This is a genomic window from Flavobacterium degerlachei (genome assembly GCF_900106645.1).
GTDB lineage: Bacteria > Bacteroidota > Bacteroidia > Flavobacteriales > Flavobacteriaceae > Flavobacterium > Flavobacterium degerlachei.
Genome location: NZ_FNMV01000004.1, coordinates 1 through 12632 on the forward strand (window position 1 = coordinate 1; position 12632 = coordinate 12632).

At 34.3% G+C, this 12632-nt stretch carries 13 protein-coding genes and 1 tRNA gene; 7 read left to right on the forward strand and 7 right to left on the reverse strand.

Annotated elements, in window-relative coordinates:
- Nucleotides 1-230: 230 nt before the first annotated feature.
- From BLV91_RS04905 to BLV91_RS04935, 7 genes are all read right to left on the reverse strand, one after another.
- Nucleotides 231-305: transfer RNA gene (locus BLV91_RS04905), tRNA-Val, on the reverse strand.
- Between the two features lie 86 nt (nucleotides 306-391).
- Nucleotides 392-1612 carry a bifunctional folylpolyglutamate synthase/dihydrofolate synthase gene (locus BLV91_RS04910; protein WP_091430328.1) on the reverse strand — a complete coding sequence of 407 codons (1221 nt, stop codon included), beginning with the start codon at nucleotides 1610-1612 and terminating at the stop codon, nucleotides 392-394.
- Nucleotides 1613-1663: 51 nt separating this feature from the next.
- Nucleotides 1664-2461, reverse strand: a complete 798-nt coding sequence (locus BLV91_RS04915) for an energy transducer TonB (RefSeq protein WP_091430330.1) — start codon at nucleotides 2459-2461, stop codon at nucleotides 1664-1666.
- Nucleotides 2462-2494: 33 nt separating this feature from the next.
- Nucleotides 2495-2887 (reverse strand): ExbD/TolR family protein, encoded by a 393-nt coding sequence (locus BLV91_RS04920; protein ID WP_091430333.1) that lies wholly within the window; start codon nucleotides 2885-2887, stop codon nucleotides 2495-2497.
- 33 nt (nucleotides 2888-2920) lie between these two features.
- On the reverse strand, nucleotides 2921-3625 hold the full coding sequence (locus BLV91_RS04925) for a MotA/TolQ/ExbB proton channel family protein (protein WP_091430336.1): 705 nt from the start codon (nucleotides 3623-3625) through the stop codon (nucleotides 2921-2923).
- A gap of 238 nt (nucleotides 3626-3863) precedes the next feature.
- Nucleotides 3864-5090, reverse strand: a complete 1227-nt coding sequence (locus BLV91_RS04930) for a Glu/Leu/Phe/Val dehydrogenase dimerization domain-containing protein (RefSeq protein ID WP_091430338.1) — start codon at nucleotides 5088-5090, stop codon at nucleotides 3864-3866.
- Nucleotides 5091-5158: 68 nt separating this feature from the next.
- Nucleotides 5159-6229 (reverse strand): anhydro-N-acetylmuramic acid kinase, encoded by a 1071-nt coding sequence (locus BLV91_RS04935; protein ID WP_091430340.1) that lies wholly within the window; start codon nucleotides 6227-6229, stop codon nucleotides 5159-5161.
- Nucleotides 6230-6448: 219 nt separating this feature from the next.
- Between BLV91_RS04935 and BLV91_RS04940 the strand changes: the two genes are divergently transcribed.
- From BLV91_RS04940 to BLV91_RS04970, 7 genes are all read left to right on the forward strand, one after another.
- A complete protein-coding gene (locus BLV91_RS04940) occupies nucleotides 6449-7588 on the forward strand; it encodes an acyl-CoA dehydrogenase family protein (protein ID WP_091430343.1) in 1140 nt (379 codons plus the stop codon).
- A 396-nt stretch (nucleotides 7589-7984) separates the two neighbouring features.
- Nucleotides 7985-8473 (forward strand): hypothetical protein, encoded by a 489-nt coding sequence (locus BLV91_RS04945; RefSeq protein ID WP_091430345.1) that lies wholly within the window; start codon nucleotides 7985-7987, stop codon nucleotides 8471-8473.
- Nucleotides 8461-9171, forward strand: coding sequence for an NRDE family protein (locus BLV91_RS04950; RefSeq protein ID WP_091430348.1), 711 nt, complete (start codon nucleotides 8461-8463; stop codon nucleotides 9169-9171). The genes BLV91_RS04945 and BLV91_RS04950 overlap by 13 nt, the downstream gene beginning before the upstream one ends.
- Nucleotides 9172-9185: 14 nt before the next feature.
- The gene (locus BLV91_RS04955) at nucleotides 9186-10235 is read left to right on the forward strand and encodes an ATP-grasp domain-containing protein (protein ID WP_175513959.1); all 1050 of its coding nucleotides are present in this window, start codon (nucleotides 9186-9188) and stop codon (nucleotides 10233-10235) included.
- Nucleotide 10236: 1 nt separating this feature from the next.
- Nucleotides 10237-10878, forward strand: coding sequence for a hypothetical protein (locus BLV91_RS04960; RefSeq protein ID WP_245709609.1), 642 nt, complete (start codon nucleotides 10237-10239; stop codon nucleotides 10876-10878).
- 33 nt (nucleotides 10879-10911) lie between these two features.
- Nucleotides 10912-11889, forward strand: a complete 978-nt coding sequence (locus tag BLV91_RS04965; RefSeq protein WP_091430350.1) for a M28 family peptidase — start codon at nucleotides 10912-10914, stop codon at nucleotides 11887-11889.
- A 56-nt stretch (nucleotides 11890-11945) separates the two neighbouring features.
- Nucleotides 11946-12623 (forward strand): SDR family NAD(P)-dependent oxidoreductase, encoded by a 678-nt coding sequence (locus BLV91_RS04970; protein ID WP_091430352.1) that lies wholly within the window; start codon nucleotides 11946-11948, stop codon nucleotides 12621-12623.
- The last annotated feature ends 9 nt before the right edge of the window (nucleotides 12624-12632 follow it).

A 12632-nucleotide genomic window follows, 5' to 3' on the forward strand; every position in this document is an offset into this window, starting at 1 on the left:
GGAAGTAAGTTCGAAATATTCAACAATAATTTCTGGCAATAATAACTTGATCAGTTCGCTGTAGGAATCTTGCATTGAGATATATTTTATAAATGCAAAAGTCGTTATTTATATATTTCCCCACAACATTTAGACTTGATCCCTTTTGAACTTGATCCATTATTTTTCAGGGAGTTTTTTTTTGAGACTATTTTACAAAAAAAAACTTCTCAATTTCTTGAGAAGTTTTGTGGGCGATGAGGGGTTCGAACCCCCGACCCCCTCGGTGTAAACGAGGTGCTCTGAACCAGCTGAGCTAATCGCCCTAATGCAATTTGTTAATTTTCATTTCCTTATTGCGAGTGCAAATATAAGACTGTTTTTTGAATAAACAAGCAAAAAATAAAAAAAATTATAAAATTTCTGCAACTACAAATGTGCTCCCACCAATATAGATAAAGTCGGCGTCTTTTGCTGTTTGTTTTGCTTTTTTGTAAGCGTTTGTAATTGAATCGAATATCTCTCCTTTTAAGTTGAATTCAAGTGCTTTTTTATATAGTATTTGAGAATTTAACCCTCTTGGATTATTTGGTCGGCTAAAATAATAAATTGCGTTTTTTGGTAATAAAGGCAAAATCTCATCTAAATTTTTGTCATTGACTACTCCAAAGACAATATGTAATGTTTCAAAAGTTTCTTTTTCGATTTGATGTAATACAATAGATAGCCCCTCTTTGTTATGTGCTGTGTCGCAAATAATTTTAGGTGAATCACCTAGTTGCTGCCACCTCCCTTGAAGGTTGGTGTTTTTTACAACATGTAACAGCCCTGACTTTGATTGAACATCAGATATATTAAATTCTGTCTGCGTATTTAGAATATGGATTGTCTGTTGAACCGTTTTTTTATTGTGGATTTGATAATCGCCAATTAAGTCAGAAGGATAGGTTTCTGAAATTAAATTGGAGGCAAAATATATTTCAGAATTACATTCTTCGGCTTTAGCCAAAAAGACTGGTTTTGTTTCGGGAGTGTATTCGCCAATAACGACTGGAGTATTGGGTTTAATTATGCCTGCTTTTTCAAAAGCAACCGCTTCGAGTGTATTTCCTAGGAATTGAGTATGGTCTAATCCTATATTGGTAATTACAGATACAACTGGTGTTATGATATTGGTTGCATCAAGTCTTCCGCCCATTCCCACCTCAATGATAGCAATATCTACTTTTTCTTTCGAAAAATACTCAAATGCTAAGCCAACACTCATTTCGAAAAAACTGATGTCCTTAGATTCAAAAAAGCTTTTGTTGGTATTGATGAATTCACAAACGAATTCTTCCGAAATATCTAGTCCGTTAATTTTGATTCGTTCTCGAAAATCTTTTAAGTGAGGGGAGGTGTAGAGTCCTACTTTATAGCCAGCTTCTTGTAATATTGAGGATAACATGTGCGAAGTAGAACCTTTTCCATTGGTACCTGCAACATGAATGCTTTTTAAATTTTGTTGCGGATTATCAAGATGATTAACCAGTAGGTGGGTGTTTGTTAAATCCTTTTTATAGGCGGATGCACCCTGAAGTTGATACATAGGAAGTTGATTAAACATCCATTCTGTAGTTTCGTGATAATTCATTGTTTTTGATGTTTTGATAATTAAATAGTGTCTTAAATTATCAATTGGATATTATTCCCCCAGTTTGAAATTAACGGTTATGAAACCTATTTGGGTTTCAGGGGCATTTGAATCAGCTTGCCATTTGTATTTTCTGGCTGTTGCCAATGCTGGTTCTACAAGACATGGGTTTGTATTTGTGGTTCCCTTAGTATATTTGGCTGCAATAACGTTCCCGTTTCTGTTTACCGTGATTTGAACCACCACAGTACCAAATTCGTTGCACTTTTGTACTTCCTTACCTCTTGAGCTGATACTTCTTCCGTTCAGTCCCCAGCCACTTCCGTTTCCAGTTCCGCTTCCGGAACCATAGTAACTGTTTGCGTATGGATCGCCGTTTAGACTTCCTTTATCACCAGCGACATTGTCGTTGCCTTCTCCTCCTTTTGCTTTCCCGTCTGATTTGGGTCCGTTTATTAAGCTGGAAAGTGCATCCGAAGTACTTTTTGAAGGCTTTGGACTTTCTTTTGGTTTTGGTTTAACCTCTTCTTTTGCTACTTCTTTTGTAGGCTGTGCTTTTTTGACCTGCTTCATCACGACCGCTTCCTCGATGTCTTGTGAAAGTATCTCGTCCTCGCTTGAGGCTGCTTGTTTTGCAGCGGTTGTTTTAGGTGCTGATTGGATCGCTTCTGTAGGTTGTATTTCTCCAGAGCCAAACTCAGTTGTTCCAAAGTTAATGGCAATTCCGTTTTCAGGTGGAGGGTCTAAATAAGTTAATCCTAAATAAAAAAACAAAACAAACATGATCACAAAAAGAACTGATGTGATGATAAATGAGTTTTTTTCTTCTTTTGTTTCTAAATATTTCATGTAGAATCTATCTTTTTTGAGGGTCAACTAAAATTATTTTGGCCTTACGGCTAAAACAACTTTGATTTGGTTTCTGTTTGCGATATCCAAAACATTGACTGCTTTTTCTATTGGAACCCCTTCTTCTGCTCTTAAAATGATTGCTTTCTCCTTGTCTGCAGAAAATAGTGTTAATAGTTTTGCCTCTAACTCAGTTTCTGATACTGGCTCTTTATCAATGAAAAACTCTAATTCTTTATTTATGCTCACTGCTATATTCTTATTGCTGTCTGTTTTTCCTTTTGCTTTAGGGAGTACTAAATCCAAAGCATTTGTGGTTACCATGGTAGATGTAAGCATAAAGAATATCAGTAATAAGAATACAATATCTGTCATGGATGACATATTGAATTCGGCACTAACTTTATTTCGTCCTCTTAAATTCATAAGTAGATTATTTTTTTATTGAAATCCCTAATGTTATGCAGGATCGTTTAGTAAATCCAAAAAGTCAACGGCATTGGCTTCCATTTGATGAACAATTTTGTCCGTTTTTACAACTAAGTGATTGTAACCTACATAAGCGATAATACCTACTACTAATCCAACAACTGTTGTTGTCATTGCAGTGTAAATCCCTTCTGAAAGTGCTCCAACCTCAATTTGCCCACCTGCAGTTGCCATTTTATGAAATGCTTGAATCATCCCTACAACTGTTCCTAGGAAACCGGTCATAGGACCTGCTCCAGAAATGGTGGCTAGCATACTTACATTTTTTTCGAGCTTGTATATTTCTAATTTTCCGGCATTTTCAATTGCGGTATTAATGTCTTCAAGAGGTCTGCCTATTCTGGATATTCCTTTTTCAATTAATCGGGCAACAGGGGATTTAGAATGTGCGCAGGCAATTTTTGCATTGTCAATGCGGCCATTTTTAATATTTTCTCTGATTTGTCCCATGAAATTGGGGTCAATTTGAGAGGCAGCATTAATAGCCATCAAGCGCTCAAAATATAGGTAAAGTGCGGCAAAAAACATCAAAAATAAGGCGGTCATTATGATCTGACCAGCTAATCCTCCGCTTGTTAGTAATTCAATAATGGATAATGTTTTTTCAACTGGAACAGCATCGGCTAAATTTTCTTGTGCAACAGATAGGGTATCTGCTTGTAACAATATACTCATAGAAATTTTCTTTATTATGGAAACGCTAATATATTATAAAAATTGTTATCTTATTTAAGATAATAATATCAAACAAAAATAATATTAATTGTGGTTGTTCTATTCAATATTCGAGCCAATTTTTATATTTTAGTAAAAAAAGTCAGTTCGATAAATTCGCGTTAAGGCGTTTTTATCGAACTGACTAATAAGTATTATTGTAGGCTATTAAATAATGAAGCGTCCCGAAACGGAATTGTTATACCAATTGTTTCAAGGCAATTTCAAAAGCTGTAGCGCTTATGTTTGTTTTTGAGCTATTTAATGCGTGTGCTTTTTCAATAGCATTTTTTATAGTTGATGAAGTGTCCTGGAAAATGGCTTCATCAGTCATTTGTACTTTCTTTTCCATGAAATAAGCAAAAACTCTTGCCATACCACAGTTTGAAATAAAGTCAGGAATCAAACTTACTTTATGGTCGACGTCTTCCATTATAGAACCAAAAAAGATTTCCTTATCGGCAAAAGGAACATTAGCGCCACAAGAAATAACTTCTAGTCCATTAGCAATTAAACTATCAATTTGAGATTGTGCAACTAATCTTGAAGCTGCGCAAGGAGTGAAAATTTCAGCACCAATTGTCCAGATTTTTTCATTGATTTCTTCAAAAGGAATCATATTTTCTGCAACTAATTTATTACCATCTTTAGAAAGGAATAATGATTTTATTTCTTCAAAAGAGAATCCTTCTTCGTTTATTAATCCACCATCTCTATCGATTATACCTATTACTTTAGCACCCATTTCAGCTAAATAGAAAGCTGCTGCTGAACCTACATTTCCAAAACCTTGTACAATGGCTTTCTTTCCTTTTACATTTCCACCATAAATAGAGTAGAAGTGGCGAACAGCTTCTGCAACACCAAAACCAGTGATCATATCTGCAACGGTATATTTTCGAGAAACATCTGGTGAGAATTTTGGGTTTTCGATCACCTTAACAACACCTTGACGCAATTGACCAATTCTATTGATTTTATCAGCTTCAGTAGGCTTGAAATGACCGTTAAAAACACCTTCTTGTGGATGCCAAACACCACATTCTTCCGTCATAGGGATTACTTCGTGAATTTCATCTACATTTAAATCACCACCTGTTCCGTAATAGCTTTTCAATAATGGTGATACGGCTTTATACCAGCGTTGCAACACACCTTTTTTTCTTGGGTCATTAGGGTCAAAGTTAATTCCAGATTTAGCACCACCAATTGCTGGTCCAGATACTGTGAATTTTACTTCCATGGTTTTTGCCAAAGACAATACTTCATTTATATCTAATCCTTTTCTCATTCTGGTACCACCACCAGCTGCTCCACCACGAAGTGAATTAATCACTGTCCATCCTTCAGCTTCAGTTTCGGCATCTTTCCAGTTAAAAACAATTTCAGGCTCTTTATTTTCAAATTTCTTTAATAAATCTTTCATTTAGTTGCGATATGTTTAATTTGTACAAATATAAAAATTAGTATTATGTGTATAGTTTATTTTGAATTTTATTTCAATTGATGAATTATTCCTGAACTATGGTCTGTGTTTGCTCCTGTTACACTAGATAATACGTTGACTTCTTCTCGTAATTTTAGAATTCCAAGTAAGGCAAAAATCAAGGCCTCTTTAAACTCTAGAATTTTAGGGGAAGGGATTATTATTTTAATTTTGGGAATATGATTCTGGATTGTTTCAATAAAAAAATCATTGTATGCACCACCACCAGTTATAAAAAGGCTAGCTTGTTTATTAGGCAGAGCCAATGCTATTTGAATGGCTGCATGTTCCGTGAAAGTCCTTAACTTATCTTCAATGCTAATTTCGAAATTTTCGATAAGAGGCAAAACAGTTTCTTTTACAAATTCAAATCCCAATGATTTAGGGTATTTTGTTTGGTAATAAGCTAGGTCGTTTAGTTTGTCCAATAAATTTTGATTGATTTTTCCAGATCTTGAAATTGATCCTTTATCATCATAATTCAATCCCAATTGGTTAGCATAAAAATTTAAAACGGTATTTACTGGAGAGATATCAAAGGCTACACGTTTGCCGTTTTCTTCAAAAGAAACATTCGAAAAGCCACCTAAATTCATGCAGTAATCGTATTCTGGAAATAAAATACGGTCGCCAATAGGAACCAAGGGAGCGCCCTGGCCTCCTAATTGCACATCTTGTACTCTAAAATCACAAACGACCAATTGCTGAATTAAGTTTGAAATTTCGGCTAAGTTTCCAATTTGAAGTGTAATTCCATTTTGGGGTTGATGCAAAATCGTGTGTCCATGAGAGCAAACTGCATCTAATTTTGTAATTTTATGTCTTTCGATAAAATCAGAAATAACGGAAGCCAGAAGCGTAGTGTATTCTTGGTTCGTACTTTTTAGCTCGGCTTGAGAGAAATCCACAGCTAACTTTAGAATGTCTACCCATTCATTACTGTAAGAAACGGTTTCGCTTTCAAGAATTTTGAAATCCCATTTGTCGTTGTTTTTGTGGAATTCTATATGGGCCAAATCGATTCCGTCAAGTGATGTTCCTGACATAACTCCGATAACGTTGTAATAATCCTGTTTCATAGGGCAAATTTACAAATCAAAATTGATAATTTCACAAGAAAAAAGTATCTTTGACTACTTTATTTAAATAAAAAGCAGGATAAATTAAACAATGTAAAATAATCGTCAATTCTTCAGTGGAATAGTAAATAAATCGGTTCTAAATTTAAATCTAAGTTATGGATTTATATTTTTGTTTTATAAGAAGAGTTTGCAAACTAATAAAAAAGTTATATAGTTATGGATTTTAATCTAACAGAAGAGCAGTTAATGATTCAACAAGCCGCTAGAGATTTTGCTCAAACCGAATTGTTGCCGGGAGTAATTGAAAGAGATGAGTTTTCGAAATTCCCAACCGAGCAAGTTAAGAAAATGGCTGAGCTTGGCTTTTTAGGAATGATGGTTGACCCCAAATACGGAGGTTCTGGATTGGATAGTGTTTCTTATGTTTTAGCTATTACGGAAATCGCAAAAATAGATGCGTCTGCGGCAGTTATTATGTCTGTGAATAATTCGTTAGTTTGTGCCGGATTAGAGAAATACTGTAACGAAGAGCAAAAAATGAAATACCTTGTTCCCCTTGCCAAAGGAGAAGTAATAGGTGCTTTTTGTTTGTCTGAGCCAGAAGCGGGTTCTGATGCGACTTCGCAAAAAACAACAGCAATCGATAAAGGAGACCATTATTTGTTAAACGGGACTAAAAACTGGATTACAAACGGATCTTCTGCTTCTACCTATATTATCATTGCACAAACGGATATCGAGAAAGGACATAAGGGAATCAATGCCTTTATAGTTGAAAAAGGTTGGGCTGGATTTGATATTGGTCCAAAAGAAAAGAAAATGGGGATTCGTGGATCAGATACACACTCTTTACTTTTTAATGATGTAAAAGTACCTAAGGAAAATAGAATAGGAGAAGACGGATTTGGATTCAATTTTGCCATGAGCGTTTTAAATGGTGGAAGAATAGGAATTGCATCTCAAGCTTTAGGAATAGCAACGGGTTCTTATGAATTAGCATTGAAATATTCTCAGGAGCGTAAAGCTTTTGGAAAAGAAATTTTTAAACATCAAGCGATAGCTTTTAAATTAGCAGATATGGCGACTCAAATTATGGCAGCCAAAATGTTATGTCTAAAAGCTGCATCAGAAAAAGATGAAGGAAAAGATATTTCTCAGTCAGGAGCAATGGCCAAATTATTTGCTTCGCAAACAGCGATGGACACTACAATTGAAGCAGTACAAATTCATGGTGGAAATGGCTATGTAGCAGAATATCATGTGGAACGTATGATGCGTGACGCAAAAATTACTCAGATATATGAGGGAACTTCAGAAATACAACGTATTGTGATTTCTAGAACTTTAGTCTCTTAAATAGAATTTAATATCCTTTTGAAAACCCTTTCAAGTTTCGATTTGAAAGGGTTTTTATTTTTTATTCTAATTTTTAATACATTTACCAAAACACATTTATTTACGAAGATTTAAAATATTGGTATTTGCGCGTTCATAAATTGTTTAGAACTTTAAGTTCTGGACAAATAAAGTGATTTTGGATTGTGTAGTATTTATATTTTCTCCGCATTAGTCATGTAGGTTAGATGGTTATGAATGGCGCAATCTCATCGCATCTTTTTGTTTTAGGGATAGAAGTGCAGAACGATGGGGGCGTCCTTTTTATTATGGCGGTAATTAGCTTTCTTTGTTGTTCGGTTTTAGTATTTCAAAATAAGAATGAAATACCCAACTTGTTAAAATTAAAGTTCTAATATGCTAATAGTATCCATAAAAAACAGCTTAAGCAAATTGGTTGATTTACTCAATCAAATCTCAAATTCAGAGTACTCAAATCAATGTGCGGCATTGAGTAACTCCACTATTGGGGAACATTCAAGACATATTATTGAAATGTTTCAATGCCTTGAAAATAATTATGATTCGGGTATTGTCAATTATGATCAACGCGAACGAAATATACGGATTCAAACGGATACTGATTTTGCGATAAGTCAGATTGGAATTATCCAGAATTCTTTGGAAAAAGAAAATAAAAAAATGGAATTGCAGCAAATTATTGATGGCGAAGAAATTCGAGTTGAAAGCAGTTATCTTAGAGAGTTGCTTTATAATCTAGAGCATTGTATCCATCACCAAGCTTTGATAAAAGTAGCTGTTTTGCAAAATCCCGCCATTTTAGTTTGTGAAAATTTTGGAGTGGCTCGTTCAACAATTGAATATAGAGAGCAATGTGCACAGTAAGTTTTGTAAAATCGTTTGATAAAATTATCATTACCTCAAACCGTGACGAAAAGGTAATTAGACCCAATGCAATAGCTCCTCAAAATTATATCATAAAAGGTAAAAACGTTATTTTTCCTAAAGATCCAAGAGCGGGTGGGACTTGGTATGTAGTAGATGAAACGGGAACTGTCTTGGTTTTATTGAATGGTGCCAGCGAGAAACATCAGCTCGAACTGCCTTACAGAAAAAGCAGAGGATTGATTGTTTTAGATCTTATAAGTAGCGTTTCGCCAAAGGATTTCTGGAAAGAAATGGATTTGGTAAACATAGAGCCTTTTACCTTAGTATTATTTCAGAATGAAAAACTCTTTCAGTTGAGATGGAATGGAGAAAGTAAAGAGACTGTCGAACTAAACTGCAGTGAAAAACATATTTGGTCTTCATCAACACTATATCCAGCTGACATTAGAAAAGAGCGTTCGGATGCTTTTTATTCCTTTTTGGATAATAATCCTATAATTTCAGAAAACGAAATATATCAATTTCATCGATATTCAGACTCTGAAAATCAAGAAAAAGGATTGGTCATAAATAGAAATAACGAGCTGAAAACCTTGAGTATTACACAGTCAGTAATCGAGAAAAATAAAGTGGCCATTTTGCATTATGATTTGGTTGCGCAAAAAGATACTTGCACCTCATTTATAATTATTTAAATTTATTCCGAGTGATGAAAAATAGCAGAAACAAACTACTGTTTCACAAGATTACCCACTGGGAATATTGGCCTTTTCAGGTCGTTTATATTCCAATATATTTTCTTTGGATCTTTTACTCGTTTAAAGCTAGGTCTATTTTTTTCTTTAATGCATCAAATCCTTCTATAAAAAATGGTGGGTTTATTATGGAATCCAAGAAAGCTATTTATAATTTAATTCCGCCGCACTATTACCCAAAAACTGAACTTATAAAGGAAGCCACGGCATTAACGCAAATAGAAAAAATAATCAGTGATGCAGGTATAAACTACCCATTGATTGCCAAACCAGACATTGGTTTGCGTGGTTCTGGTGTAATGAAAATAAATACTGTCGCTGATTTAGAGCAATATGCTTTAAAAGCAAATTTTGACTATGTGATTCAAGATTTAATTCCTTTTAAAAATGAGGTTGGTATTTTTTACGTGCGGTATCCTGATCAAAAGTCAGGAAAGCTTACCGGAATTGTATCTAAAGAATTTATGATACTCACTGGAAATGGTACGGCTACTATCGAAGGATTAATAAAAGAGAATCCAAGGTATGAATTGCAATTAAAAGTATTGAGACAAGAATTTGGAGAAAAACTAAAGGAGATATTGGCACAAGGAGAAAAGTTGAATTTGGTCCCTTATGGGAATCATGCTCGAGGCGCAAAATTTATTGACGGAAGTCATTGGATTACTCCAAAGCTAGAAGAGACCATTAATGAAATGTGTCTGCAAATACCAGGGTTTTATTTTGGAAGATTGGATGTGATGTACAATACAATTGAAGAATTAGAACGCGGAGAAAACTTTTCAATAGTGGAGTTAAATGGCGCTGCAAGTGAACCAACTCATATTTATGACCCTAAACATTCTTTGTTTTTTGCATGGAAGGAATTGGCTAGACATATTACCTATATGTATGAAATAAGTGTTGCCAATAATAAAATGGGAACTCCTTATCTTGACCATAAACTAGGCATGCGTGAATATAGAATGCATCTGGAACAAAGCAATAAAATTGTCAATTTCTAATATGATGAAGAGATTTAAAAATATTCTTGTTGGTTTTTCGGTGAGCTTTATTGGTTCAATTCCGCTGGGATATTTGAATGTTGTTGGATTCGAAATCTTTTCTGCTTTTGGGGTTGAAGAACTACTTTTATATTTACTGGGCGTCATTTTTATTGAAGCCTTTATCGTTTACTATACCTTAATTTTTGCAAATCGTTTAGTCAATAATAAAAAGCTAATGAAATTTATTGACATCTTTGGGATTGTCTTTTTGTTGATTTTGGCCTATTCCTTTTATTCACTGTCAAGCGGAACTATAGCAAACCGTAACTATTTAGAAAAATATATTAGCTATTCCCCTTTTTTAATTGGTTTAATATTGAGTAGTTTGAATTTTCTTCAACTACCGTTCTGGACCGGCTGGAACCTCTACTTGATTAATGGAGAATATATAAAAACAAAGAGTTCTCTGAAGTTCTATTATTTAGCTGGAACCTTAATTGGGACTTTTGCAGGAATGATTGCATTGGTTTATTTTTTACATTCTCTTTCTCAAAACACCGAAAATTTCTCAAAATACTTGATGCCCATAATTATTCCGGTATTTTTCATAGTTTTGGCTATTGTCCAAGGCTATAAAGTATTTAAAAAATATTTCCGTTAGAGACAATCAGATTCAATTACGAAAAATCAAATTATGAGAAATTTTATATTGCTGCTTCCATTACTCTTTTTATGCTGTAAGCCAAATTCTAATTTAGTTGCAGATGTGGTCGAGGTAACTTCACAGAAGTCAGCAGCCATTCATTACCAAGTCAAAGAGCATGAAGTAGCAGATATGCTACAATATCTCTCGTCAGATGAGTTAGAGGGAAGGGAAACGGGTAGAAAAGGGATGGAGAAAGCGGCAGTTTACTTAGAAACCTTTTTTAAGAGTAATAATGTTGCGCCCTACTTTTCTTCTTATCGAGATACTTTGTCTAATTTTAAAGGAACGGCTTATAATATTGTAGGCTATATAGAGGGAAGTGATCCCGTGCTGAAGAAAGAATTTATTTTGATAAGTGGTCATTACGATCATATAGGATTATCAAAAACAGCTGTTAATGGTGATTTTATTAATAATGGCGCAAATGATGACGCTTCGGGAACTACAGCAGTAGCCGAAATGGCAAAGTATTTTAGTGCTACTAAATCAAATAAAAGAAGCCTGTTATTTGTATTCTTTGTTGGAGAAGAAAAAGGACTGTTAGGATCTAAGCATTTGGCAAAAAAACTGAAAGAGCAAAACTTCAACCTCTATGCGCAGTTTAATATTGAAATGATTGGGGTTCCTATGAAAAGGGATTATTTAGCCTATATATCGGGTTTTGACAAATCTAATATGGCGAGTAAAATTAATCAATATACTGGGAAGAACACTATTGGCTTTCTTCGTAAAGAAGCGGAATTAAGATTGTTTTATCGCTCAGATAATTACTCTTTTTATGATGTGTTTCATGTGCCTTGCCATTCTGTGAGCACTTTTGATTTTGATAATTTCGACTACTACCACCATGTGTCTGATGAATTTAAAATGATGGATATAGTGCATATGACTTCCTTTATTCAGGAAATGCTACCGGCAGTGACAGAAATGACCAACACAGCGAGCCGTGAAATTCACATGAATTAGCTTTTTTGGATCGCTGTAATTAGTGATGTTTTGTTAGTTTTGTTTATTTTTGCCTTATGAAAAATATTATAGTAACAGGTACAAGTAGGGGAATAGGATATGAGCTGGCTTTGAAATTTGCTAATGCAGGACATCAGGTTCTCGCTATTTCTAGAAAAACTCCTCGAATTCTTATTGAAAATAAAAACATTACTTGTCTGTCTGTAGATCTTTCAAACGAAGCTGATTTAGATAAAGTAAATGATTTTTTGTCGACTACTTGGAAAAAAGTAGATGCGATTGTTCATAATGCAGGTAGTTTTATGTTGAAACCTTTTTCAGAAACGGAACAAAAAGATTTTGAAGATATTTATAAAGTAAATGTTTTTGCTGTTGCAAATTTGACTCGTATTTGCTTGCCGTATCTACAAAAAGGAAGCCATGTTGTTACCATAAGTTCTATGGGAGGAATTCAAGGCAGTCTTAAATTTGCAGGATTAGCAGCTTATAGTTCAAGTAAAGGAGCTGTGATTACCTTGTCAGAATTATTGTCAGAAGAATATAAAGAAAGAGGTATTTCTTTTAATGTTTTGGCTTTAGGGGCAGTACAAACAGAAATGTTAGAAGAAGCTTTCCCAGGGTATCAAGCACCGATAAAAGCCAACGAAATGGCTGATTATATTTTTGACTTTACATTGACAGGAAATAAATACTACAATGGGAAAGTACTACAAGTATCCTCAACAAACCCATAATTCCTAATT

Excerpts from the sequence above, each read along its gene's own strand:
- BLV91_RS04955 (WP_175513959.1), top strand. The coding sequence starts at position 9,186 with ATGAAAAATAGCAGAAACAAACTACTGTTTCACAAGATTACCCACTGG.
- BLV91_RS04935 (WP_091430340.1), bottom strand. The coding sequence starts at position 6,229 with ATGAAACAGGATTATTACAACGTTATCGGAGTTATGTCAGGAACATCA.
- BLV91_RS04930 (WP_091430338.1), bottom strand. The coding sequence starts at position 5,090 with ATGAAAGATTTATTAAAGAAATTTGAAAATAAAGAGCCTGAAATTGTT.
- BLV91_RS04920 (WP_091430333.1), bottom strand. The coding sequence starts at position 2,887 with ATGAATTTAAGAGGACGAAATAAAGTTAGTGCCGAATTCAATATGTCA.
- BLV91_RS04950 (WP_091430348.1), top strand. The coding sequence starts at position 8,461 with ATGTGCACAGTAAGTTTTGTAAAATCGTTTGATAAAATTATCATTACC.
- BLV91_RS04965 (WP_091430350.1), top strand. The coding sequence starts at position 10,912 with ATGAGAAATTTTATATTGCTGCTTCCATTACTCTTTTTATGCTGTAAG.
- BLV91_RS04915 (WP_091430330.1), bottom strand. The coding sequence starts at position 2,461 with ATGAAATATTTAGAAACAAAAGAAGAAAAAAACTCATTTATCATCACA.
- BLV91_RS04940 (WP_091430343.1), top strand. The coding sequence starts at position 6,449 with ATGGATTTTAATCTAACAGAAGAGCAGTTAATGATTCAACAAGCCGCT.
- BLV91_RS04945 (WP_091430345.1), top strand. The coding sequence starts at position 7,985 with ATGCTAATAGTATCCATAAAAAACAGCTTAAGCAAATTGGTTGATTTA.
- BLV91_RS04960 (WP_245709609.1), top strand. The coding sequence starts at position 10,237 with ATGATGAAGAGATTTAAAAATATTCTTGTTGGTTTTTCGGTGAGCTTT.
- BLV91_RS04925 (WP_091430336.1), bottom strand. The coding sequence starts at position 3,625 with ATGAGTATATTGTTACAAGCAGATACCCTATCTGTTGCACAAGAAAAT.
- BLV91_RS04970 (WP_091430352.1), top strand. The coding sequence starts at position 11,946 with ATGAAAAATATTATAGTAACAGGTACAAGTAGGGGAATAGGATATGAG.
- BLV91_RS04910 (WP_091430328.1), bottom strand. The coding sequence starts at position 1,612 with ATGAATTATCACGAAACTACAGAATGGATGTTTAATCAACTTCCTATG.